Origin of the sequence: Streptomyces sp. NPDC051219 (assembly GCF_040682335.1) — a bacterium.
Lineage (GTDB): Bacteria > Actinomycetota > Actinomycetes > Streptomycetales > Streptomycetaceae > Streptomyces.
This window is the reverse complement of record NZ_JBFBAS010000027.1, coordinates 77,291-100,189: the sequence shown is the minus strand read 5'-3', so window position 1 is coordinate 100,189 and position 22,899 is coordinate 77,291. Positions and strand designations below refer to the sequence as shown.

At 70.0% G+C, this 22,899-nt stretch carries 21 protein-coding genes, 3 tRNA genes and 2 pseudogenes; 18 read left to right on the top strand and 8 right to left on the bottom strand.

The annotated features are described in order from the left end of the window. The 11 genes and pseudogenes from AB0M62_RS26175 to AB0M62_RS26125 all read left to right on the top strand — a co-directional run. A pseudogene (locus tag AB0M62_RS26175) lies at positions 1 to 325 on the top strand (ATP-dependent helicase); the annotation flags it as partial. A 147-nt stretch (positions 326 to 472) separates the two neighbouring features. Further along, positions 473 to 781, top strand: a complete 309-nt coding sequence (locus AB0M62_RS26170; protein WP_366076737.1) for an SCO5918 family protein — start codon at positions 473 to 475, stop codon at positions 779 to 781. Positions 782 to 1,006: 225 nt separating this feature from the next. Beyond that, positions 1,007 to 1,381 carry a hypothetical protein gene (locus AB0M62_RS26165; RefSeq protein ID WP_366076735.1) on the top strand — a complete coding sequence of 125 codons (375 nt, stop codon included), beginning with the start codon at positions 1,007 to 1,009 and terminating at the stop codon, positions 1,379 to 1,381. A gap of 165 nt (positions 1,382 to 1,546) precedes the next feature. Continuing rightward, a complete protein-coding gene (locus AB0M62_RS26160) occupies positions 1,547 to 2,146 on the top strand; it encodes a DUF5994 family protein (protein WP_366076734.1) in 600 nt (199 codons plus the stop codon). A 5-nt stretch (positions 2,147 to 2,151) separates the two neighbouring features. After that, complete coding sequence (locus tag AB0M62_RS26155; protein WP_366076733.1) at positions 2,152 to 2,292, top strand: hypothetical protein; 141 nt, start codon at positions 2,152 to 2,154, stop codon at positions 2,290 to 2,292. Between the two features lie 53 nt (positions 2,293 to 2,345). Next, positions 2,346 to 2,822, top strand: a complete 477-nt coding sequence (locus AB0M62_RS26150; RefSeq protein WP_366076732.1) for a DUF5994 family protein — start codon at positions 2,346 to 2,348, stop codon at positions 2,820 to 2,822. Positions 2,823 to 2,964: 142 nt separating this feature from the next. Next, positions 2,965 to 3,924, top strand: a complete 960-nt coding sequence (locus AB0M62_RS26145) for an SPFH domain-containing protein (RefSeq protein ID WP_366076731.1) — start codon at positions 2,965 to 2,967, stop codon at positions 3,922 to 3,924. Positions 3,925 to 4,256: 332 nt separating this feature from the next. Then, complete coding sequence (locus tag AB0M62_RS26140) at positions 4,257 to 4,706, top strand: STAS domain-containing protein (protein ID WP_366076730.1); 450 nt, start codon at positions 4,257 to 4,259, stop codon at positions 4,704 to 4,706. Positions 4,707 to 4,771: 65 nt separating this feature from the next. Then, complete coding sequence (locus AB0M62_RS26135) at positions 4,772 to 5,374, top strand: hypothetical protein (RefSeq protein WP_366076729.1); 603 nt, start codon at positions 4,772 to 4,774, stop codon at positions 5,372 to 5,374. Between the two features lie 177 nt (positions 5,375 to 5,551). After that, positions 5,552 to 6,148 carry an ANTAR domain-containing protein gene (locus AB0M62_RS26130; protein WP_366076728.1) on the top strand — a complete coding sequence of 199 codons (597 nt, stop codon included), beginning with the start codon at positions 5,552 to 5,554 and terminating at the stop codon, positions 6,146 to 6,148. 90 nt (positions 6,149 to 6,238) lie between these two features. After that, positions 6,239 to 6,955, top strand: coding sequence for a GAF and ANTAR domain-containing protein (locus AB0M62_RS26125; RefSeq protein WP_366076727.1), 717 nt, complete (start codon positions 6,239 to 6,241; stop codon positions 6,953 to 6,955). On the opposite strand, the gene AB0M62_RS26120 is transcribed toward AB0M62_RS26125, so the two are convergent. The 4 genes from AB0M62_RS26120 to AB0M62_RS26105 all read right to left on the bottom strand — a co-directional run bounded on the left by AB0M62_RS26120 (position 6,868) and on the right by AB0M62_RS26105 (position 8,592). Then, complete coding sequence (locus AB0M62_RS26120; protein WP_366076726.1) at positions 6,868 to 7,923, bottom strand: histidine kinase dimerization/phosphoacceptor domain-containing protein; 1,056 nt, start codon at positions 7,921 to 7,923, stop codon at positions 6,868 to 6,870. The genes AB0M62_RS26125 and AB0M62_RS26120 overlap by 88 nt on opposite strands. 234 nt (positions 7,924 to 8,157) lie before the next feature. Beyond that, positions 8,158 to 8,231: transfer RNA gene (locus tag AB0M62_RS26115), tRNA-Ile, on the bottom strand. A 210-nt stretch (positions 8,232 to 8,441) separates the two neighbouring features. Continuing rightward, a tRNA-Asn gene (locus tag AB0M62_RS26110) sits at positions 8,442 to 8,514 on the bottom strand. 5 nt (positions 8,515 to 8,519) lie between these two features. Continuing rightward, positions 8,520 to 8,592, bottom strand: a tRNA-Asn gene (locus AB0M62_RS26105). Between the two features lie 172 nt (positions 8,593 to 8,764). On the opposite strand from AB0M62_RS26105, the gene AB0M62_RS26100 reads away from it, so the two are divergent. From AB0M62_RS26100 to AB0M62_RS26085, 4 genes are all read left to right on the top strand, one after another. Beyond that, positions 8,765 to 9,064: a YtxH domain-containing protein gene (locus AB0M62_RS26100; protein WP_366076725.1), complete on the top strand. Its 300-nt coding sequence runs from the start codon at positions 8,765 to 8,767 to the stop codon at positions 9,062 to 9,064. A 46-nt stretch (positions 9,065 to 9,110) separates the two neighbouring features. Then, positions 9,111 to 10,565 (top strand): FGGY family carbohydrate kinase, encoded by a 1,455-nt coding sequence (locus AB0M62_RS26095; RefSeq protein ID WP_366076724.1) that lies wholly within the window; start codon positions 9,111 to 9,113, stop codon positions 10,563 to 10,565. 90 nt (positions 10,566 to 10,655) lie between these two features. After that, positions 10,656 to 12,389: an ABC transporter ATP-binding protein gene (locus AB0M62_RS26090; RefSeq protein WP_366076723.1), complete on the top strand. Its 1,734-nt coding sequence runs from the start codon at positions 10,656 to 10,658 to the stop codon at positions 12,387 to 12,389. Continuing rightward, entirely contained in the window at positions 12,386 to 14,344 is a 1,959-nt protein-coding gene (locus AB0M62_RS26085) for an ABC transporter ATP-binding protein (RefSeq protein WP_366076722.1), read from the top strand. Before AB0M62_RS26090 ends, AB0M62_RS26085 begins: the two co-directional genes overlap by 4 nt. Positions 14,345 to 14,438: 94 nt before the next feature. On the opposite strand, the gene AB0M62_RS26080 is transcribed toward AB0M62_RS26085, so the two are convergent. Continuing rightward, on the bottom strand, positions 14,439 to 15,677 hold the full coding sequence (locus AB0M62_RS26080) for an RNA polymerase sigma factor (protein ID WP_366076721.1): 1,239 nt from the start codon (positions 15,675 to 15,677) through the stop codon (positions 14,439 to 14,441). A 152-nt stretch (positions 15,678 to 15,829) separates the two neighbouring features. Here AB0M62_RS26080 and AB0M62_RS26075 point away from each other — a divergent pair, with 152 nt between their 5' ends. Continuing rightward, positions 15,830 to 16,486, top strand: coding sequence for a hypothetical protein (locus AB0M62_RS26075; protein WP_366076720.1), 657 nt, complete (start codon positions 15,830 to 15,832; stop codon positions 16,484 to 16,486). Further along, on the top strand, positions 16,483 to 17,463 hold the full coding sequence (locus AB0M62_RS26070) for a nucleotidyl transferase AbiEii/AbiGii toxin family protein (RefSeq protein WP_366076719.1): 981 nt from the start codon (positions 16,483 to 16,485) through the stop codon (positions 17,461 to 17,463). Before AB0M62_RS26075 ends, AB0M62_RS26070 begins: the two co-directional genes overlap by 4 nt. A gap of 67 nt (positions 17,464 to 17,530) precedes the next feature. On the opposite strand, the gene dnaG is transcribed toward AB0M62_RS26070, so the two are convergent. Both dnaG and AB0M62_RS26060 read right to left on the bottom strand, forming a co-directional pair. Next, a complete protein-coding gene (dnaG, locus tag AB0M62_RS26065; protein WP_366076718.1) occupies positions 17,531 to 19,432 on the bottom strand; it encodes a DNA primase in 1,902 nt (633 codons plus the stop codon). Between the two features lie 75 nt (positions 19,433 to 19,507). Next, entirely contained in the window at positions 19,508 to 20,770 is a 1,263-nt protein-coding gene (locus AB0M62_RS26060; protein WP_366076717.1) for an FAD-dependent oxidoreductase, read from the bottom strand. Positions 20,771 to 21,427: 657 nt separating this feature from the next. Between AB0M62_RS26060 and AB0M62_RS26055 the strand changes: the two are divergent. Then, positions 21,428 to 21,619: pseudogene (locus AB0M62_RS26055) on the top strand (helix-turn-helix domain-containing protein); the annotation flags it as partial. Here AB0M62_RS26055 and AB0M62_RS26050 read toward each other — a convergent pair. Beyond that, a complete protein-coding gene (locus AB0M62_RS26050; RefSeq protein WP_366076716.1) occupies positions 21,576 to 22,883 on the bottom strand; it encodes a deoxyguanosinetriphosphate triphosphohydrolase in 1,308 nt (435 codons plus the stop codon). The pseudogene AB0M62_RS26055 and the gene AB0M62_RS26050 overlap by 44 nt on opposite strands. Between the last annotated feature and the right edge of the window lie 16 nt (positions 22,884 to 22,899).

Here is a 22,899-nt window from a genome sequence, read left to right as displayed (position 1 = left end):
GGCCGGCGAGTCCGGCAGCGTCGTCACCCTGGTCCTGCCCAACCAGCGCCGTGACATGGCCCGCCTCATGGCCGACGCCGGCATCACCCCCCAGACCAGCCAGGTCCGCTCCGGCGAGGCCGAACTCAGCCGCATCACCGGAGCCCAAACCCCCTCCGGCGTACCCGTGACCATCACCGCGCCGGTCACGGAGCGTCCCAAGCGCAGCGCATCCTCCTCTCGCGGGCGGCGCAGCCGCCCGGCTCAGGCCCGCCGCTCCACCACCTCGTCCGAAGCACGGACCAGCACCGCGAAGCGGCAGGCCGTTCTCGGCGCGGCCGCGTAGATTCACTGTCAGGACACTCGTTCCGGCTCGTTGGACCACTCAAGCCGGACGCTTCGCTTGACGCTGGTTCAGACGGACTCCTCCCCCTGATCTTCCGCGCCGGTCAGCACCCCCTTCCGGCCTTCTCTTCGACCCTGTTGAGGCACTATGCGCTGCGTCATCGCCCGCTTTCCCTTCGACCTCGTCAAAAGCGAAGTCCAGCAATCGATGAAGGGCATCAAGCCCGAGCCCGTCACGGGCGAGTCCGTGATCATCGGCCGTCGCACCTACCCCGTCAAGCAGGTCGGCGAAATCATCACCCGGCAGGACCGCCGTGACTTCACCGCCGACGAAGTGACCAGGGCGCTGACCCGCCTCGGCTTCACGTGCCGCTCCGTCTCCGAGGTCGCGAGCACAGCCGACCTCACGCCGCTCCAGGCCGCATCGGAACTGCTGGGAGCCCCGGCACACGCGTGAACCTGGACCGATGAGGCTGAGGCCGGACAACGGTGAACGACGAGGGCCCCGACCGCTTGCCGGTCGGGGCCCTCGTCTGCCCGACTGCGGCCGCCCGGGCTCCATCGGTCGAGCGAACGAACGCCGCACCGAACCCGGTGCGGGAGGAACTGCCGCGTGCCGCCTGCGATGTGCCCCCGGAGGGTGCGCTCACGCGCAGCACGCCTGCGTAGTAAATTTGCGCCCATGTCGAAGCCTGATGAGCTGCTCGTCGAAGTCGCCGCCATGGTGGAGTCGGAGCAAACCAATCAGATGTCCCTCACCGTGGTGGTCCACGGAGCCGTCATCACCGGACGACTGGCTCCCGAAGCCGTGTGGAGGCAGCGCGTGGCCGAGGTCCTCAAGGACTCGGACCGCCTGGGACCGTTCTCCACCGTCTTCATGGCCACCGGGGCCGTGCCCCGCATCGAGCAGGGCGAACCGCCCACCCACCTGCACTTCCACGTGGCGCGGATCCTCCAGGGCACTCTCGGGATTCCCGAGACCGGTGGGATGTACCGCATCGCCATCAAGGACGTGAGCGCTTGGACGGTAGGGGACTTCAGCTACTCCGACCGCTGAGTCAACCCCGTCCGGCTCGGAGCGCAGCGGACCCCCGCCTGGCCCTCCCCAGGAGTACCCTGGAAATACCGAGGACATTCCGCACACCAGCTTCCACGCTGACGTCGTTTTCGGCGATTCAAGACACCGGGCCGGTGCAAACCGGCCCGGAGCAGGGTCCGCGTCATGACCGCGACCACTTTCCACATGCCAGCGGTCGAAGACCGGGCCATTTCTTCGTTGCCGCCCCGACTCATGCTGGCGCCTGCCGGCACCGCTCCAGCTCTCGTCGACGGTGCCTGGTGGCCCCGCTGCCGCGACCTGACGGCGGAACTTCCAGCGCTGACAGCCGTACTGGACCCGCTGTGGGGGCGGATCACCCGTGTCACCCTGAACCCCACCTTCTGGCCGGTCATCCCACGTAAAGTGCCCGTCGATGGGCACGTCGTCCATGTGGGCTGGTTCAAGGCCGAACAGGACCCCCACAAACTGCTGCTGCTCTCCTACGCCAGCGGCCGGTGGGACCTCTTGGTGATCCCACCGGAGACAAGCCCGACGACAGCCGCCCGGCTGATGACCGCAGCCACTGATCCTTCGCGCAGTCTTACCGCGAGCGGTCTGATGCGGGAGGCGGAATTCTTCCGGATCGCTGCCGAGGCCGACTGGGACTCGGCCCGGGAGGGGGTCTGGGACTCCGAGGGTGGCCATGGAGCTCGCCGTCGGATCGCACGTTCACCTGTCCAAGCCGTGATCGCACAGGCACCGGATCCCACGGAAGGGATGTGACGATCATGGACACCTTCGTCACCGTGCTCGTGATCATGGCGATGATCGCTCTGGGCGCCCTCGCGATCCACATGGTCGACGCCTATCACGACGAACGCGTCGGAGGCTTCAGGTGGCTCCGGCCTCGCCGTCACGTCCGGAAGTGAGTCGCCATGCGCAGCCGGCTCTCGCACGAGAGTCCTCGGAGGGGCGGGAACCCATGACTGCCGACTCCGGCACCCCTACTCCCCTCCTGCTCCTCGCGGACACCATCGATCAGCCGGTAGTTCCCGGCACCGCTGTCCTGCGGATGGAGACGACCTCCAGTCGTGTGGGGTTGTTCGACGGCGCGTGGTGGCCGCGCTCCCGTGACATCGAAGCCCAGCTGCCGGGCCTGATCAAGGCCCTGACCGACCGACTGGGCCCCATCGCACGCGTCGGCCTGGACGCGAGCGCCTGGGACGAGGCTCCGGCTCACCTGGTTGTCGACGACCGCACGGTCCGCATCGACTGGTCCGCCGTCGACGACAGCACAATGATCATCACTCGCGGCCCTCAGGACCACTTCTCCTTCCTGGTGGTCCCGCCACAGGCCGACGCCACCGCCGCGCACACCGCGATGACCATGGCCGTACAGGACGGCAACTGCACATCGGCGGAACAGATCCTCACCGACACCGGCATCACCTCCGCCTAGCGGATATTCCGCCGCATGCATCGCACACCGGACATCCTTGGCCGGTCCCCGGCCGCATTGACGACCGCCGCATGTGAATCGGCGGCTCCGCTCGCTCCAGACAAGCTCCAAGTCAAGTTCCAAGACAAGGATGTGGGAACCCATGGGTGCTCTGACCACCCTGCTGATCGTGTTCGCCGGGACCGGGCTGGTCCTTCTCGCTATGAGCCTGCGCAATGTCCAGCAGTACGAGAAAGGCGTGGTGTTCCGCTTCGGGCGGCTGCTTCCGGACATCCGCGGCCCGGGCCTGCGCATGATCCGGCCGATCGGTGACCGGATGCGGAAGGTGTCCGTACAGACCGAAGTACTCGGCATCCCGCCGCAGGGGGCCATCACCGCCGACAATGTGACGCTCACTGTCGACGCCGTCGTGTACTTCCGGGTCATCGACCCGGTCAAAGCACTGGTGAACGTGCGCAACTACCCTCGTGCGGTCTCCCAGACAGCCCAGACCTCGCTTCGCTCGGTCATCGGCCGAGCACATCTCGACACCCTCCTCTCGGACCGCGACCACATCAACGCCGAACTCAAGAAAGTCATGGACGCCCCCACGGAGGAACCTTGGGGACTGCGCATCGAACGCGTGGAGATCAAGGACATCGCCCTGCCGGAGTCGATGATGCGCTCCATGTCCAAACAGGCCGAGGCCGAACGGGAACGCCGCGCCCGCGTCATCGCCGCAGAAGGCGAATTCCAGGCCTCCCAGCGGCTGTCCGACGCAGCCGCCACCATGGCCGACACCCCCGGGGCACTCCAACTACGGCTGCTGCAGACCGTGGTGGACGTCTCCGCGGAGAAGAACAGCACGCTGGTCATGCCCTTCCCCGTCGAAATGCTGCGCTTCTTCGAAAACCAGAGCCGGGACTCGGCCGACGAACCCGCCCGCAGGAAAACCGTAAGTCCCGCGGTCCGTCGGACCAGGACACCGGCCGGACTAGCCACCACCACTTACTCCGTCTCCCTCGGCGGGAAGCGCGTCGCCACCCGCGCCGAGACCGCGCGGGAGCGGCGGGAGAACTGGCCTGCACCGACAGGTCCCGTCGACTCACTCGCCCGCAACTGAACCCGCCGCCGGCCGGCAACCGGCCACGAAAGGCCGGCATCCGACCGTCCGTCGGCCCTCACCGCGGACTATGCTGCGGTGAGGACGTCGACGTTCCAGACCCCGACGACGCGTTACTGCTTGGCACGGATGCGTGCGTCGCGGAACGGATCCTCCGTCCGGCCGCCCGGCGCATCCCCGAGGGGAACCGGCTCGTCCCCCCGTCCTGGAACACAGGCTGCAGGACCGGCCGTTTGCCCGCTGCACGAGTACGCCCGTACCGGAAGCGCCAGGAGGAGCCGGGGAGTCCGGCACCGAACGGCGCTGCCCGGCCGGTCCTGAACCGAGGCGCCATGCCCATTCCACATCTGACCATCTACCGGCACGACAGAAAAACCCGGGCCCTGATCACCCTCGCTGGTGAGATCGACCTGCACACGGGGCCCCTGGTGCGTGAGTCGCTGGCGTGCTATCTGCGCGACTGCATCCGCACCATCGACGTCGACCTGACCCCCGTCACCTTCTGCGATGTGAGCGGTCTCAATGTCTTTCTCGCTGCGTGGCACCACATGGCTGCAGCCGGAGGGTCCTTGCAGCTGCACCACCCGCCTCCAGTGCTGGCTCGGATCGTCGATCTCACCGGTTCCCGCTTCCTGCTCCGCGGCCTACCGGCTCCTCAAGAATTACCGCCTCCCCGGGAGGGCACCATCGCAACCACTCCGGCCTTGCGGCCTGCTCCTCGCTATGAGGCGCTGCATCGGCTTGCCCCTGTCATCCCTGCCGCCGTGGGCGGTGTGCTGTGACGGCCCGGTCGCCGCGGGACCCCCCGCGGGAGAGCAAGCGTCACGCGCCGTCCACCCTGGACGCCATGGCCGCGGTTCGCCTGCGGCGGCTGAACCGCTGGCAGGCCGAGGGCCTCAAGGAGGACCTGGCGGACCTGTACGTGGAGTCCTCCGACACGGCAGTCGGTGAGGAGTACCGCAACCGGGAAGCCTTCCTGCGCCGCCTCACGGACGAGGTCCGGCGGCCGGGATTCGCCATGCTGATCGCGGAGACGACCTCCTTGGCCGGGTGTGCCTTCGGCTATCCGGTACGGCGTGACGGATCGTGGTGGCGGGGGTTCGAGGGGACACTCCCGCACAGCATCGAGCAACTCACCGCCTCCGGACATGTCTTCGCCATCACCGAGGTCGTGGTCCACCCGCACGAGCAGGACCATGACCTGGCCCGCCGGCTGCAGGAGCGATTGCTCGCCGAGCACCATGCGTCGCTCGGCGCCACCTTGGTTCACCAGGAGGACCTTGCGGCCCATGCCGCATTCCGGTCCTGGGGATGGCAGGAGGTTGGAGAGATTCACCGGCCGCCCGGCACGGCGGTCTTACGCGCACTGGTCCTGCCCCTCGGTGAGCGGACCGCGGCCCGCCCGGACGGCCTCGCGCACAATGCCCGGACTCAGCGGCCGGAGCGATGACCGGGAGCCGCTCTGCACGGGTCCGAGTGCTGGTGGCCGAGCAGGCGGCCATGCGCGGCGCCCGGGTCGGTGTGGTGGATGTGTGCACCGCGGCGGTGGCTGCGCTGCCGGTCGGCGGAGCCGGAGTGTCGGCCATGTCCCGGACCGCAGCAAGTCATCCACTGCAGCACCGACCGCGTGAGTGAGCACCTGGAGGAACTGCAGCTCACACTGGGCGAAGGCCCCTGCGTGGATGCCTTCGGCCTCGGATCGGCCGTACTGGCGCCCGATCTGCAGGCCCGTGAGTCGCAAGACCGTTGGCCCGTGTTCGCCCCTGAGGCCACCGCCGCCGGCGCCGGCGCGGTCTTCGCGTTCCCTCTGCAGGTCGGTGCGATCAGTCCCGGAGTCCTCGACCTGTACGCCGGTACAGCGGTCGAGCTGGACTCGGAGGAACTGGCCGATGCGATGGTCTTCGCCGACACCGCCACACTTGTCCTGCTCGACACCCGGATCGACGAGACATGGGCGCGGCCGGACAGAAGGCCGCCGGACGAACATGTTCCGGACGAAGGCTTTGAGGACCTCGGCGGCCACCGGGCCGAGATCGACCAGGCCACCGGAATGATCACCGTACAGCTCTGCGTAGGCATCGAGGAGGCGTTCATCCGGCTGCGCGCCTACGCCTACACCTACGGGCGCCGGCTGTCCGTGGTGGCCGCCGACGTGGTGGCCCATCGGCTCCGGTTCGCACCGGACATGGACGCCGATCCGGGCAGGGCGGACGATGATGCCTGATGCCCCGGTGCAGGCCGATACGCGCGCTGCACTACCCGCCGTCGGCCGCCCCTCCCCCGACAGGACCAGTCACGACAGAGGGTGTGCACGATGAATGAGCAACTCCTCGCCAAGACATTCGTCGAACTGGCGGACAACCTGGTAGCCGACTTCGACCTGATCGACTTCCTGCGGCTGCTCACCGACCGCTGCGTGGGGATGCTCGGCGCGAGCGCGGCCGGTGTACTGCTCGCCGACCGGGACGGCGAGCTCCGCGTGATGGCCGCCTCCAACGAACAAGTACGCCTGCTGGAGCTCTTTCAGCTCCAGAATGACGAAGGTCCCTGCCTGGAGTGCTTCCGCACCGGCGCACCCGTCACTGTTCCCGATCTACGAACGGAGGCCGACCACTGGCCGCGATTCGTCGCGCAAGCCCAGCTGACCGGGTTCGCGGCGGTCCAGGCCTTGCCGATGCGGTTGCGGGACGAGGTGGTCGGCGCCCTGAACCTCTTCCACGCCGCCGCCGGCCCCTTCGACCCGGTCGGCACACCGATCGCACAGGCCCTGGCCGACGTCGCCACCATCAGCCTGCTGCAGCAGCGCTCCACCCACCGGAGCAATGTCCTCAACGAGCAGCTGCAGACCGCGTTGAACAGCCGTGTACTGATCGAGCAGGCCAAGGGGAAACTCGCAGAACGCCAGGGCATCGACATGGAGCAGGCCTTCACCGCACTGCGCGGCTACGCCCGTTCGCACAACCGTCGCCTGTCCGACCTCGCCCGCGCCTTCATCGACGACTCCGAATCCCTCACCGGCCTGGGAACCTGACCACGGTCGCGGCGGCGCCAGGCCAGGTCAGAGGTGGTGAGCACCACCACCTTCGGGGAGTCGGGCAGCTTGGTGATCTCCGCGATGGCGGCCAGTCCGTCCATGACCCGGCATTCGGATGTCCATAAGGACGAGTCGGGCCGGTGTGCGCGGGTCGGATGCGCGGCCTCCGCGCCGTTGCCCGCCTCGGCCACCACGCTGATGGCCGGATCGGCCTGCTCAGGCGGACCGGACCCGACCAGGTCCTCGTCGCCGGCCAGCAGGACGCGAATGCTCATCGGGCCACCTCCTTCATGGGTATCACTCCCGGGACCCGGAATCCGCCGTCGGGCCGTGGTCGGGCCGCGAACGCGCCTCCCATGACGGTGACGCGTCCGCGGAGACCGACCAGGCCGTTGCAGCCACTGGGCAGACGCGCGGTCGGGGCGCGGTGGGCATCTCATTGTCCACGGCGAGGTGGAGCGCGTCGGGCCTGCATCGCAGATCCACGCGGGTCGTGGCGTTTCCCGCATGTTTGTTGTCAGCTCGATCCGCATGCCGGTGGCGCGCGACTGCTCGACGAGCGCAGACACATCGTCCACGGTGGGCTGCGGCGCTCGCGGCGCGGCCTCCTCGCCGTCGTCGAGCCGCAGCACGCCGAGCACCTGTCGCAACTCGTCCAGAGCCTGTCCGCCGATGTCACCGATGAGCCGGCCGGTCTCGGCCGCCTGATCCATGCCTCCCGCGCCGACTTCCACGGCGCCGGAGTGGATGACCGTCAGGCCGACCCGGTGGGCGACCACGTCGTGCATCTCCCGTGCGATCCGGCTCCGCTCCTCCATCCGGGCCTGCCGGCGGACGAGATGCTGCTCGCGCTCCAGTCGCTCGGCCCTCTCGCCGGCGCCTGCTCGGTAGACCCAGGAGCCGTACGGATCCCACTGCGTCCAGCACCTCTTGGCCCGCACCGCGGTTCGCCAAGTACACGTCATGGTCCAGGGTTTGCCGACCAGCTGGTGGCCACTACCGGACCCGCCGGGCGCAGCCGCGTCGCTGCTTCCCCCTCGATTGGCTCACCGACTGCACCACGCGGTCCACCGACTCCCGCGGCCTCGGCAACGTCGCGGGCCAGCAAAATGCCCCCGGCGCGTCGCCCACGATGTGCGGCATACCGGGGGCATCCTGGTTTCCGCGGTACGAAACGTTCCTGCGGAAACCGTCCTGAGTGGGGCGGGTGGGACTCGAACCCACGGCCGACGGATTATGAGTCCGCTGCTCTAACCGGCTGAGCTACCGCCCCTAACGGCGCGTCGCGCACATTTGTGCGCGCCGTCTGCCGCAGCATAGCCGCTCATACGATCTCCTGCCTCGGATGGTCGGCAACGCATGACCATGAGGACCGCGCTCCGGCCTGCCCGGTTCCGGGAGAAGCGGAAAAGGCACGAAAGAGGCAGGCGGGAGCCAGGAAGAAGACACGAAAAAGGACCCCTAGGGGTCCTTTTTCGTTCTGCTCCCCCGGCTGGACTCGAACCAGCAACCCTCCGGTTAACAGCCGAATGCTCTGCCAATTGAGCTACAGGGGATCGCGCTCCCCCGACTGGACTCGAACCAGTAACCTGCCGGTTAACAGCCGGCTGCTCTGCCAATTGAGCTACAGGGGATTGCTGCGTTGCCTCGAACGTACCCCCTCCGGCTCTGCCGGGCGGCGCGTGCTCGCTGCGACACATACATTAGCGCAAGCAGGGGGGTGCTCCGCCAATCGGTTCCCTCCTGGGTGATCACAGGCCCCGACGGGTAGGCGGCCAGCACCGACGTAAGGGAAGGGTGGCAGCCATGCGGTACAGGCTCACGTTCGTCGCCGGACTGGCCCTGGGGTACGTGCTCGGCACGCGGGCAGGGCGCGAGCGCTACGAACAGCTGAAGAAGTCCGCCCGGCAGATCTCTCAGAACCCTGCCGTGCGCAATGCCGCCGAGGCGGCCGCGCAGAGCAGCCGCGAGGTGGCCGGGAAGGCGTTCGCGACCGTCAGTGACAAGGTCGGCGACAGGATGCCCGAGTCGGTCGCGCAGCGGGTGCGGTCGCTCCGCGAACGCGGCTCGAACGCCGAGGACGAGTGGGGAACGACGAATACGTAGTCGTCGTGGCGCTGCCCGGTCCGGCGGTGCGGCAGAATCTTGCGCCATGGGGATAGTCGCCGGGCTGGACAGCTCTTCCGCCTTCACACGCATCGTCGTCTGCGACACGGACACGGGTGCCGTGCTGCGGCAGGGGTATGCGCCCCACCCCCAGGCCGGACCTGAGGGCAAGCCGACCGAGGTGGATCCCCAGGCCTGGCTGCTGTCCCTGGGTGAGGCCGCCACGGGCGGGCTTCTCGAAGGCGTGCAGGCCATCGGCGTATCCGCACAGCAGCACGGTCTGCTGCCCCTGGACGCCCAGGGCGCGCTGGTACGTCCGGCCCTCCTCGGCAATGACAAGCGGGCACAGGTTGCCGCCGCCGATCTGATCGATGCGCTCGGCGGGCGGCAGGCCTGGGCCGAGGCCGTCGGCTGCGTACCGCAGTCCGCGCAGCCGGTGGCCAAGCTGCGCTGGCTGGCGAGGAACGAGCCCGAGGCGGCCCAGCGCACGGCAGTGATCATGCAGCCGCACGACTGGCTGGTGTGGCAGCTGCTGGGGCGGCCCGCGCGAAGGACCACGGACCGGGGGGCCGCGTCGGGCACCGGCTACTGGTCGGCGGCGACCGAGTCCTACCGTCCGGACCTCGTCGAACTGGCACTCGGGCACCAAGCGCTGCTGCCCGAGGTGCTCGGCCCCGCCGAGGCCGCCGGCACCACTCCCGAGGGGCTGCTGATCTCCGCCGGAACGGGCGAGACGATGGCCGCGGCGCTCGGGCTCGGGCTCGGGCCGGGTGACGCGGTGGTCTCGCTGGGCGCTTCCGGTTCGGTGATGGCCGTGCACCACGAGGCGCTGGCCGACCCCCAGGGACTGATCACGTCCTTCGCCGACGCGACCGGGATGCACCTGCCGGTGGTGCACACGCTCAACGCCGTGCGGGCGCTGCGCGGGACCGCTGAGCTGCTGGGCGTGGACCTGGAGGGGCTGTCGGCCCTCGCCCTGAAGTCGTCCCCCGGTGCGTACGGGCTCGTACTGCTGCCCTATCTGGAGGGCGAGCGGACCCCGCAACTGCCGCACACCGCAGGGTCCCTGAGTGGTCTGCGGCGCGAGTCCATGAAGCCGGAGCACCTGGCGCGGGCGGCCTTCGAGGGCATGCTGTGCTCGCTCGCGGACGCGATGGACGTACTGCGGGGGCGTGGGGTGGACGTACGCCGGGTGTTCCTCCTGGGGCAGTCGGCCGAGCTGCCGGCGGTGCAGGCCGCGGCGCCGATGCTGTTCGGCACACAGGTCGTGGTGCCGCAGCCCGCCGACTACGCGGCACTGGGCGCGGCCCGGCAGGCGGCCTGGGCGCTGGGCGTCGCGCAGGGGACGCTCGCTCCGCACACGCCGCCGGCCTGGCAGGGCGCCGCGGCTCAGGTCTTCGAGCCGGGCGAGGAGCTGGCGGTGGGTCAGGCGGTACGGCAGCAGTACGTCGCGACGCGCGAGCAGTTGCACCCGGGCGCGTTCGGGACCGCCGTTTCTTGACACGCCCTTGGCTTAATCGCTTGAGGTCCAAGGGGGCTCAGGGCTGAAGATGGGGCGACCGCCCGATCTTGCCGACCGGAGAGCCTGCGCGTGCTCATACGACTCCTGCGGACCTACCTCCGTCCGTACAAGAAGCCCATAGGCCTGCTGGTGCTGCTTCAGCTGTTCCAGACCAGTGCCACGCTCTATCTTCCGAACCTCAACGCCGACATCATCGACAACGGTGTCGTGAAGGGGGAGGCGGGGTACATCCTCGCCTTCGGCGGCCTGATGATCGGCGTCAGCCTGATCCAGGTGGTGTGCAACCTCGGCGCCGTCTACTTCGGCGCGCGGACCGCGGCAGCGCTCGGGCGGGACGTCCGGGCAGCCGTCTTCGACCGGGTGCAGAGCTTCTCGGCCCGTGAGCTGGGACAGTTCGGGGCGCCGACGCTGATCACCCGGACCACGAACGACGTCCAGCAGGTCCAGATGCTGGTGCTGATGGCGTTCACCCTGATGGTCTCCGCGCCGATCATGTGCGTCGGCGGCATCGTGATGGCCCTCGGTCTGGATGTGAAGCTTTCCGGTGTACTGCTGGCGGTGGTACCGGTGCTGGGCATCGCCGTCTCGCTGATCGTGATGAAGACACGGCCGCTGTTCCGCCTGATGCAGGACCGCCTCGACACCGTGAACCGGGTACTGCGCGAGCAGATAACCGGCAACCGGGTGATCCGCGCTTTCGTACGGGACGAGTACGAGAAGGAGCGGTTCAAGGCCGCCAACACCGAACTGACCGATGTCTCGCTGTCGACGGGACGGCTGCTGGCACTCATGTTCCCGACGGTGATGACCGTCGTGAACGTCTCCAGCATCGCGGTGGTCTGGTTCGGCGCGCAGCGGATCGACAGCGGGGCGATGGAGATCGGCGCGCTGACCGCGTTCCTCGCCTATCTGATGCAGATCGTGATGGCTGTGATGATGGCCACCTTCATGTTCATGATGGTTCCGCGCGCTGAGGTCTGCGCCGAGCGCATCGAGGAGGTGCTGGACACCGAGTCCAGTGTCGTACCGCCGGCCGAGCCGGTGCGGGAGCTGCGCGGGCACGGTCATCTGGAGCTGCGCGGGGCGGACTTCTGTTATCCGGGCGCCGAGGCGGCCGTACTGCGCGGGGTCGACCTGACCGCGCGGCCGGGCGAGACGACGGCCGTCATCGGATCGACGGGCAGCGGGAAGTCGACGCTGCTGGGGCTGGTGCCGCGGCTCTTCGACGCGACGGGCGGCGAGGTGCTGGTGAACGGCGAGGACGTACGCCGTATCGATCCCGCGCTGCTGGCCAGGACGGTGGGGATGGTGCCGCAGAAGCCGTACCTCTTCTCGGGGACGGTGGCCGGCAATCTGCGGTACGGACGGCCCGACGCGAGCGACGCCGAGCTGTGGCAGGCGCTGGAGGTCGCGCAGGCGAGGGAGTTCGTGGAACTGCTGGGCGGCGGGCTGGACGCACCGATCGCGCAGGGCGGCACGAATGTCTCGGGCGGCCAGCGGCAGCGGCTCGCGATCGCGCGGACGCTGGTGCAGCGGCCGGAGATCTACCTCTTCGACGACTCCTTCTCCGCACTGGACTACGCGACGGACGCCGCGCTGCGGGCCGCGCTCGCGCGCGAGACGGCGGACGCGACCGTCGTGATCGTCGCCCAGCGGGTGGCGACCATCCGTGACGCGGACCGGATCGTGGTCCTGGACGAGGGGCGGGTCGTGGGCGTGGGACGGCATCACGAGCTGATGGAGGACAACGAGACCTACCGGGAGATCGTGCTCTCCCAGCTGACGGAGGCGGAAGCCGCATGAGCGGGCCCGGTGGACGCATGATGACGGGGCCGGTGCAGCGGTCCATGGACTTCAAGGGCTCGGGCAAACGGCTGCTGCGGCAGCTCGCGGCCGAACGGGCCACGCTCTGGGGGATGCTCCTCGCCGTCGTCGGCGGCGTCGCGCTCTCGGTGACCGGGCCCAAGATCCTCGGGCAGGCCACCGACCTGGTCTTCGCCGGGATCGTCGGCCGGCAGATGCCCGCGGGCGTGACCAGGGACCAGGCGCTGCAGGGCCTGCGCGACCGGGGCGACGGCGGGATGGCGGACATGCTGTCCGGGACGGCGTTCACGCCGGGCCGGGGCATCGATTTCGACGAGGTCGGTACGGTCCTGCTGATGGCACTCGTCGCCTTCACGGCGGCGGGGCTGCTGATGCTGGTCGCGACCCGGCTCTCCAACCGCGCCATCAACGGCACCATGTTCCGGATGCGCGAGGAGCTCCAGGCGAAACTGTCGCGGCTGCCGCTGTCCTACTTCGACCGGGCGAAGCGCGGCGAGGTGCTGAGCCGGGCCACGAACGACATCGACAACATCGCGCAGACGCTGCAGCAGACGATGGGCCAGCTCATCAACTCACTGCTGACCATCATCGGCGTGCTGGTGATGATGTTCTGGATATCCCCGCTGCTGGCGCTGGTCGCTCTGATCACGGTGCCGCTCTCGGTGATGGTGGCGACGCGGGTGGGCAGGCGGTCGCAGCCGCAGTTCGTGGAGCAGTGGAAGTCGACCGGCAAGCTGAACGCGCACGTCGAGGAGATGTACTCCGGGCACGCGCTGGTGAAGGTGTTCGGGCGGCAGGCGGAGTCGGCGGAGGCCTTCCGGGAGCAGAACGAGGCGCTCTACCGGGCGAGCTTCAAGGCGCAGTTCGTCAGCGGGACGATGCAGCCGCTGATGTTCTTCATCTCCAACCTGAACTACGTGCTGGTGGCGGTCGTCGGGGGTCTGCGGGTCGCGTCGGGCTCGCTGTCGATCGGTGACGTGCAGGCCTTCATCCAGTACTCGCGGCAGTTCTCGATGCCGCTCACGCAGGTCGCTTCGATGGCGAACCTGGTGCAGTCGGGCGTCGCGTCCGCCGAGCGGATCTTCGAGCTGCTGGACGCGGAGGAGCAGGAGCCGGACTCCGCGGCGGCGTCGCGGCGGCCGGACGGTCCGGGCGGTCCGGGCGGGCGGGTGACGCTGGAGAAGGTGTCCTTCCGCTACGAGCCGGAGAGGCCGCTCATCGAGAACCTGTGCCTGGACGTGGAACCGGGCCACACGGTCGCGATCGTCGGTCCGACGGGCGCGGGCAAGACGACGCTGGTCAATCTGCTGATGCGGTTCTACGAGGTGACGGGCGGCCGTATCGCCCTCGACGGGGTGGACATCGCGCGGATGCCACGCGAGGAACTGCGGTCCGGGATCGGCATGGTGCTCCAGGACACGTGGCTGTTCGGTGGCACGATCGCCGAGAACATCGCCTACGGCTACCGCGGCCGGTCCGCGGACGGGGCGGCACGGGAGGTCACCCGGGCCGAGATCGAGGAGGCCGCCCGGGCCGCACACGCCGACCGCTTCATCCGTACCCTGCCGGACGGTTACGACACGGTGATCGACGACGAGGGCACGGGCGTGAGTGCCGGCGAAAAGCAGTTGATCACCATTGCGCGGGCGTTCTTGTCCGACCCGGTGATCCTGGTCCTCGACGAGGCGACGAGTTCCGTCGACACCCGGACCGAGGTGCTGATCCAGAAGGCGATGGCGCGACTGGCCCACGGCCGTACGAGCTTCGTGATCGCGCATCGGCTGTCCACCATCCGCGACGCGGACGTGATCCTGGTGATGGAGAACGGCTCGATCGTCGAACAGGGCACGCATGAGGAGCTGCTGGCGGCGGAGGGCGCGTACGCCCGGCTGTACGCGGCCCAGTTCGCGCAGGCGGTCGCCGAGGTGGACTGACGGCCCGGACGGACCGTCGGCCGGGGCCCGTCGGCGCGCGTGCGCGCCTACCGGCGGGCCCTCCGCCGTCCGCCCCGGCGCAGATGACCGCGGATCAGTCCAGATAGCCGCGGAGCTGGTCCGCGAACGCGTGGTCACGCAGCTTGTTGAGGGTCTTGGACTCGATCTGCCGGATGCGTTCCCGGGTCACGCCGAAGATCCGGCCGATCTCCTCCAGCGTGCGGGGCCGGCCGTCCGCCAGGCCGTAGCGCAGCTGCACCACCTTGCGTTCACGCTCGCCGAGCGTGGAGAGCACGGCCTCCAGGTGCTCGCGCAGCAGCAGGAACGCGGCGGACTCGACAGGCGACGCGGCGTCGCCGTCCTCGATCAGGTCGCCGAGCGCGACATCGTCCTCCTCGCCCACCGGGGCGTGCAGGGACACCGGTTCCTGGGCGAGGCGCAGGACTTCGCTGACCCGCTCGCCGGAGAGGTCGAGCTGACCGGCGACCTCCTCGGGCGTGGGCTCGTACCCGCGCTCCTGGAGCATCCGGCGCTGGACCCGGATGACCCGGTTGATCAGCTCGACCACATGGACCGGGACGCGGATCGTGCGGGCCTGGTCGGCCAGGGCGCGGGACATGGCCTGGCGGATCCACCAGGTCGCGTACGTCGAGAACTTGTAGCCGCGGGCGTAGTCGAACTTCTCCACCGCCCTGATCAGGCCCAGGTTTCCCTCCTGGACGAGGTCGAGCATGGTCAGGCCTCGGCCGACGTACCGCTTGGCGACGGAGACGACGAGCCGGAGGTTCGCCTCGATCAGCCGTCGCTTGGCCATCCTGCCCATGACGACCAGGCGGTCGAGGTCGTGGGCGAGCTGGGAGTCGAGGTCGGGCGTGCTGCTCAGCTTCTCCTCGGCGAAGAGTCCGGCCTCGACCCTGCGGGCGAGGTCCACCTCCTCGGCCGCGGTGAGCAGCGGGATGCGGCCGATTTCACGCAGGTACTGTCGGAACAGGTCGGAGGAGGGCCCTCCGGTGTCCACGCGGCCACGCGGCTCGGACCGCTCCGCCCGCTCCTCCACCGGTTCCTCCACGACGGCCTCGGCCGCGGCCGGTTCAGCCGCCGTGGCGTCGGGCTGGTGGACGGCCCGGTTCTGCGGTGGGACCGGGGTGGCGATGTCGCTCAGGGTCTGGGTCTGCACGGGGGCGACCTCCAGGGTGATCGCTGCCGGTTCGGGGGCGTGCGGCAGCGGGACGGTTGCGGCCGAACCGCCATCCGTCCCGTACAAGTTGAGCGGATCCGCGGAATGATCCGGTCCCTGCTCCAGCGACCGGCCGCGCTCCGAGGACTCAGGCACCGGACCCCAGTGTGGGGTACGACACATCGCCGCCACGAGGGGCGTGCGGTGACTTTTTGAAGCCGGTCCGTGACCGGGCGGATACGTGGCGGCCGGATACTCGGATGCCCAGTCGTACAGGTGTCTGGAACGATCGGCTCGTGCCAGTACGTATGACGTGTACCCCGCCCGGCGAGTACGAGACCCATGTGACCGTCCGCTGCGACACGGACCGGACCGTGGAGCGGCTGCGCGCGTGGGCCGGCGCGGCCGGGCTGAAGGTGACGCACATCGTGCTCGCGCGAGGCCGCATGGTGTCGCAGCCGATGCTGACGCTGACGGGCACGGACGGACCGGCGGGCCAACGAACGGCGGCAGACGCCCTGGTGGCGCGGCTCGCGGCGGCCGGATTCGAGCCGGTACGGGTGAAGATCGAGGCGGCGCCGTGGTCGCCCGAGGCGCCGCGGAGCGACGCGGCGGCGGAAGGCCTGGGCCGGGACCGCTACTTCGAGCACCATCTGAAGCTGCGGCTGGCGGCGGACTTCGACCGGGCCGCGCTGACCGTGTTGGCAGCAGTACATGGCGCCCATCTGTCGTGGAACGCCCGGCGAGCCTCCGAAGGCGGGCGGCATGAGCGGTTCGTGACGCAGCGCTGCCACGGCGTAGGGGCGGACCGCGCGGGGCGGGCACTGGAGGCGCTGCTCGCGGACGTCCGGGCCGGCGGATACGAAATCGACTCGGTGGAGAGGGAGTTCGTCCTGTACGACAGTGATCTGTCCGTCGACGACGGTTGGATCGAGGAGCGGGAAGAGGCGGGGGCGGGGACATGAGTGGCGCGTGGGAGCGATTCGGGTGGGCCGGCACCGAGGTGCCGAGCGCCCCGCTGGACGACCAGGAGCGCAGGAGGCTGGATCTGCCGAGGACTCTGCGGCCGGTGGCCGGGGACGGTGTGACGCAACGTCCGGTCTTCGACCCGGCGTTGAAGCACTTCAGCAATGCCTACCGAGCGGCCGATCCGGGTTTCGGGGACCCGGTGAGGGACGCCGCGTGGCGAGTGGCCCGGCGCGAGGCGCTGCACGTGGTGCTCGCCGCGATCGCCGACTCGCAGTGGGTGGACTCGCTGGTGCTGCGCGGCAGTGTGCTGCTCGCGGACTGGTTCGGCGAGGCAGCGCGGGAGCCGGGTGACCTGGACTTCGTGGTGACGCCCGCCGACTGGCACATCGGCCAGGGGCGTACGGAGCGGATGCTCGACGGGATCGCGACGGCGGCGCAGCGGACGGCCGAGCGGCTCGGCACCGGGCTCTCCGTATCGGCGAGCGGGGCGGTGTCGGAGGACATCTGGGCCTACGACCGGGTGCCGGGCCGCCGGATGGTGCTTCCGTGGTCCGCACCGGGGCTTCCGGCCGGGCAGGTGCAGCTCGACTTCGTCTTCAACGAGCGGCTGCCCTTGGATCCCGGGCCGACGGAGGTCGCGGGGGCTGTGCTGCTGGCCGCCACCCCGGAGCTCTCGCTCGCCTGGAAGGTGATGTGGCTGGTCAGCGACATGCATCCGCAGGGCAAGGACCTCTACGACGCGGTGCTGCTCGCCGAGCGGTATCCACTGCGGTACCAGCTGCTCGACGAGGTGTTCCGGCTGGTCGAGGCCGATCCGTACCCCGGGCGCCCGGTCGAGGCGGGCGATGTCGAGGAGATCGGCCGGTACGTCGAGTGGGAGCACTTCCGCACCGAGTACCCGCACGTCCCCGGAGACGGGCAGGACTACGCGGCCCGGCTGGTCGCCGCGCTCGCTTCGACCTTCGCGAGCTGACCGGGCACCTCCGCGGCTGGAAGCGGAACGCCGGGCGTTTTCGGAGCGGTCGGAGCGGTCGAAGCGCTCAGAGCGCGTCGGCGCCCCGGTTTCGGAGGGACTGGCCGTACTGCTGGAGCACCCACAGCTCGTTCTGCACGGCCGTCAGCTGCTCGGGGTCGCCGTGTCCGCTGAGACGCGCCAGATTTCCCTGGACGTCTCGGATCCGGCGGTCCACCGCGCGGAGCCGGACCTGGACGAGCTGGACACCCGCGTACGCCTCGTCCACGTGCTTGGAATGGATCGCCTCGACCGCGAGCTCGGTGACGAGGGCGCGCACGGTGTCGTTCGGCGCTGCCTGCCTGACCCGGGCCAGGTAGTCCTCGGTGCCCTGGGCGGCGCCGCCGGCCTCCTCGATGCACTGGCGGACGGCGGCGTACGGCGGGGCGGTGAACTCGTCCATGCCGTACGCGTCGAAGGCCGGGGCGACCAGCTCGGGGCGCTGCAGGGCGAGCTTGAGCAGCTCGCGCTCGGTGCGGTGGGCGGGGCTGCGCAGGTTCAGCGCGGGGCCGGACCGGCCGGCGGGCTGCGGTTGCTGCCCGTACGACTGGGGTGCGCGCTGTGGTGCGGGGGCGGCCGGCCCGCGGCCGCCGCGGTCGCGGGCCCAACGGGCCAGCTGGGCCACCCGCTTGACGACGAACTGGGTGTCGAGGATGCCGAGCATGCCGGCGAGCTGTACGGCGGACTCGTGCTGGATGGCGACGTTCTTGATGTGGGCGACGATCGGCGCGGCCTCGTCGAGCGCGGCGGCGCGCCCCGCCGGCGTCTCCAGGTTGTGCCGGTCCACGACATGCCGGATGGCGAACTCGAAGAGCGGGGTACGGGACTCCACCAGCTTCGCGACCGCCGGGTCGCCCTCCGCGAGCCGCAGCTCGCAGGGGTCCATGCCGTCGGGCGTGATGGCGATGGAGGTCTCGGCGGCGAACTTCTGGTCGTCCTCGAAGGCGCGCAGGGCGGCCTTCTGGCCGGCCGCGTCGCCGTCGAAGGTGAAGACGACCTCGGCGCCGGAGTTGTCCATCAGGAGCCGGCGGAGGATTTTGATGTGGTCGCCGCCGAAGGACGTACCGCATGTCGCGATGGCGGTGGTCACACCGGCCAGGTGGCAGGCCATGACGTCGGTGTAGCCCTCGACGACGACGGCCCGGCTGGTTCTGGCGATCTCCTTCTTGGCCAGGTCGATGCCGTACAGGACCTGGGACTTCTTGTAGATCGCCGTCTCGGGCGTGTTGAGGTACTTCGGACCGTTGTCGTCGTCACGGAGCTTGCGCGCGCCGAAGCCGACGACCTCGCCGGTGATGTCGCGGATCGGCCACATCAGCCGGCCGCGGAAGCGGTCGATGGGCTTTCCGCTGCGGCTGTCCTGGGCGAGACCGGACAGGATCAGCTCTTTGTCGCTGAAGCCCTTGCCCCGCAGGAAGCGGGTGAGGTGGTCCCAGCCGGCCGGGCTGTAGCCCACCCCGAAGTGCGTGGCCGCGGCCTGGTCGAAGCCGCGTCCGGCCAGGAACTTCCGGCCGATCTCCGCCTCGGCGCTGTCGAGCTGCTCGATGTAGAACTGCGCGGCGGCCCGGTGCGCCTCGACCAGCCGGATGCGCTCGCCGCGCTGGCTGCCGGGGTTGTAGCCGCCCTCTTCGTAGCGGAGGGTGATGCCGGCCGTGCCCGCCAGCCGCTCGACCGCCTCGGAGAAGGAGAGGTGGTCGATCTTCATGATGAAGTCGAGGGTGTCGCCGCCCGCCTGGCAGCCGAAGCAGTGGTAGAGACCCTTGCTGGGACTGACCTGGAAGGACGGCGACTTCTCGTCGTGGAACGGGCACAGGCCCTTGAGGTTGCCGCCGCCCGCGTTGCGCAGCTGGAGGTACTCGGACACGACGGCGTCGATCGGGACCGCGTCCCGTACCGCCTTCACGTCGTCGTCGTTGATCCTGCCTGCCACGCCAGAAGTGTACGGGCGTCCGCCGACACGTCCGTCGCCTCGCCTCAGGGTGGGCTCAGGGGCACCTAGGCCTCGTCAGCCCCCGAGGGAGGAGAGCGGGATCCCCGGATCGGCGAGCGCGTCGGGATCGACCTGCCCCCCGGAGCGGATCAGCCGCTGGATGGATTCGGTGACGTCCCAGACGTTGACGTTGAGGCCTGCGAGCACCTTGCGGTCCTTCAGCCAGAAGGCGATGAACTGTCGCTTTCCGACGTCTCCGCGCAGCAGGACCTGGTCGTACGTGCCGGGAGGCGCATAGCCGGAGTACTCGAGCCCCACGTCGTACTGGTCCGAGAAGAAGTACGGGATCCGGTCGTAGGAGACCTCCTGGCCCAGCATGGCGCGGGCCGCCGCGGGTCCGCCGTTCAGGGCGTTGGCCCAGTGTTCGACGCGCAGCCGCACGTCGAGCAGCGGATGGTGGGCCGCGGCGACGTCGCCGGCCGCGTAGATGTCGGGGTCGGAGGTCCGCAGGCCGGCGTCCACGGCGATTCCGCCGCCGTGCGCCCGGTCGACCAGGGCGAGGCCGGCGGCTTCGGCGAGCGCCGTCCGGGGCGCGGCACCGATGGCTGCGAGGACGTGGTGCGCGGGGTGCTCCTCGCCGTCGTCGGTGCGGACCGCGAGGACCATGCCGTCCTGGCCGATGATCTCGGTGAGCCGGGCGCCGAAGTGGAAGCGGACTCCGTGCTCACGGTGCAGATCGGTGAAGAGCTGGCCCAGCTCGGGCCCGAGAACGCCGTGCAGGGGCGTGGGCTCCGGCTCCACGACGGTGACCTCGGCCCCGTACCCGCGTGCGGTGGCCGCCACCTCCAGACCGATCCAGCCCGCTCCCGCGATGACGAGATGCCCGTTCTCGCGGCCCAGGGCAGCCAGCACCCCGCGCAGCCGTTCGGCGTGCGCGAGCCTGCGCAGATGGTGGACCCCGGCGAGACCGGTGCCCGGGATGTCCAGTCGGCGCGGTTCCGCTCCGGTGGCCAGCAGCAGCCGGTCGTACTGGATGGAGGTGCCGTCGCCGAGACGGACGGATTTGGCCGCGCGGTCGAGGCGGACGGCCGGCAGGCCGAGGTGCAGCTCGACCTCGGAGCGCGCGTACCAGGAGGGCTCGTGGACGAAGACGCTGTCGCGCTCTTCCTTGCCCGCCAAGTAGCCCTTGGACAGCGGTGGGCGTTCGTACGGGTGGTCGCGCTCGTCACCGATGAGGATCACCCGGCCGGTGAATCCCTCGGCCCGGAGGGTTTCGGCGGCCTTGGCCCCCGCAAGCCCCCCGCCGACGATGACGAACGTCCGATGTGCGTCGACCACTTGGTGCCTCCTCGCCGGGGTTCCGGGTGTATCCCGGATTAACACAGCCTTGCCGCCACATGCGAGCGTCCCGCACGGAGCGTGATGCGGGAAGGGGGAGTGGACCGATCAGGTCACACGCGGTGGAGGCGGCCGGCTTTCGGGCGGCGGGCATGACGATGCCCTGCGAGCACCCTCCCCCGTGGAGCGCTCGCAGGCCACCGGAGGACAAGGGTTCCCGGAATATGGACTGTTGCGGGGGATTTCGTGCACAACGCAAGGGGAAGCCTTGCCTCGTGGATGGCCGATTACGGTGGCATCGGGGAAGGACGGGCCCGGCACGGCCGGACACTCCCGAGGAGGCAGCCCGGGGGGCGTACGGGCGGCGCTCGCCGCCGAGCCGTACCTACCCGCGATCCGCGCGGCCATGGCCGCCGACCGGCCGGTGCGGGCGGAGTCCGTGCTGGAGGCGGGGCCGGACGGCTGCTGGAGAGCTACCAGCCGCAGCTATGCTGCCGTCCTTCTTCTGTGTCCGGCGTCCGGTGGCGCTCGCCGAATAGGAGCTCCCGCCCGTGCTGGTCCACCCCCTCGCGCCGGAGCCCGGCTGGCTGGCCCGGTCCGCCGCGGCCCCGGCCGAGCTGCCGGTCGGACAGCTGATCCGGGGCGACCCGGGCGTACCTACTCGAGGCGCTGGACCGGCCACGGACCACCGGCCGGCTGGCGGCGGCCCTGCGGCTCACGCTGTCGACCGCGAGCCGGCACGCGACCGTGCTGCGGGACGCCGGCCTCGTCGTGTCCGCGCGCCGCGGTAATTCCGTGGTGCACATCAGGACGAAGCTGGATGACGCCCTGATGAACGGCGTGCTGTGAGCCTTGCGTGCAGGGACCGGGCCGAGGCGTCCGTCAGTACGGAGATCTGGTCGACGACCACGCGCTTGCGGGCCCGGTCGTCGGGTGCCTCGTCGAACAGCGCGCGGAACTGCGGGTCCAGGCCCTCGGGGGCGCAGGCGGTCAGCGCCTCGGCCAGTTCGGCGAGGACGATCCGCTGGTCGGCGCGCAGCCGCTCCTGCTCGTCGCGCTGCATGACGTACCGGTCGGCGACGGCCTTGAGGACCGCGCATTCGTTACGGGCCGCGCGCGGGACGACGAGTTCGGCGGCATAACGGGTGAGCCTGCCGGAGCCGTACGCCTCGCGGGTGGCCCCCTCCGCCGCCAGGCAGAACCGGCCGATGAGCTGGCTGGCCGCGTCCTTCAGCCGGGCCTGGGCGACGGCCGAGCCGTCGTACCCGTGCGGCCACCACTCCTGCTCCATGAGCCGGTCGAGTGCCTCCCGGAGCTCTTCCGGATCCGTGTCCTGAGGTACGTACCGGCCGATCGCGACGCTGTAGATCTCCTGGCGCTCGGGCTCGGCGAAGAGGAGGTTGGGGTCGAGGTGGCCGGCGTGCAGGCCGTCCTCGAAGTCGTGCACGGAGTACGCGACATCGTCCGACCAGTCCATGACCTGGGCCTCGAAGCACTTGCGGTGCTCGGGGGTGCCCTGCCGGAACCACTCGAAGACCGGCAGGTCATCCTCGTAGACCCCGAACTTCACGGAGAACGGCTCGGTGGGGTGTCCACCACGCGGCCACGGGTACTTGGTGGCGGCGTCGAGGGCGGCGCGGGTGAGATTGAGTCCGACGCTGACCATCTCGCCGGACTGCTCGGAGCGCACGAACCGCTTGGGCTCGATACGGGTCAGCAGGCGCAGCGACTGTGCGTTGCCCTCGAATCCGCCGCAGTCCTTGGCGAAGTCGTTGAGCGCCTGTTCGCCGTTGTGCCCGAAGGGCGGGTGGCCCATGTCGTGCGAGAGGCAGGCCGTCTCGACGAGATCGGGGTCGCAGCCGAGGGCCGCGCCTAGCTCCCGGCCCACCTGGGCGCACTCCAGCGAGTGGGTCAGCCGGGTGCGGGGGCTGGCGTCCCAGTCCTGGTGACTGACTCCGGGCGTGACCACCTGGGTCTTGCCGGCCAGGCGGCGCAGCGCGGCGGAGTGCAGCACGCGCGCGCGGTCGCGTTGGAAGGCGGTACGGCCGGGGCGTTTGTCGGGCTCGGCGGCCCAGCGTTCGGTGGCGGTCGAGTCGTAAGCGGTGCCTTCCATGCCCCGACGTTAACCG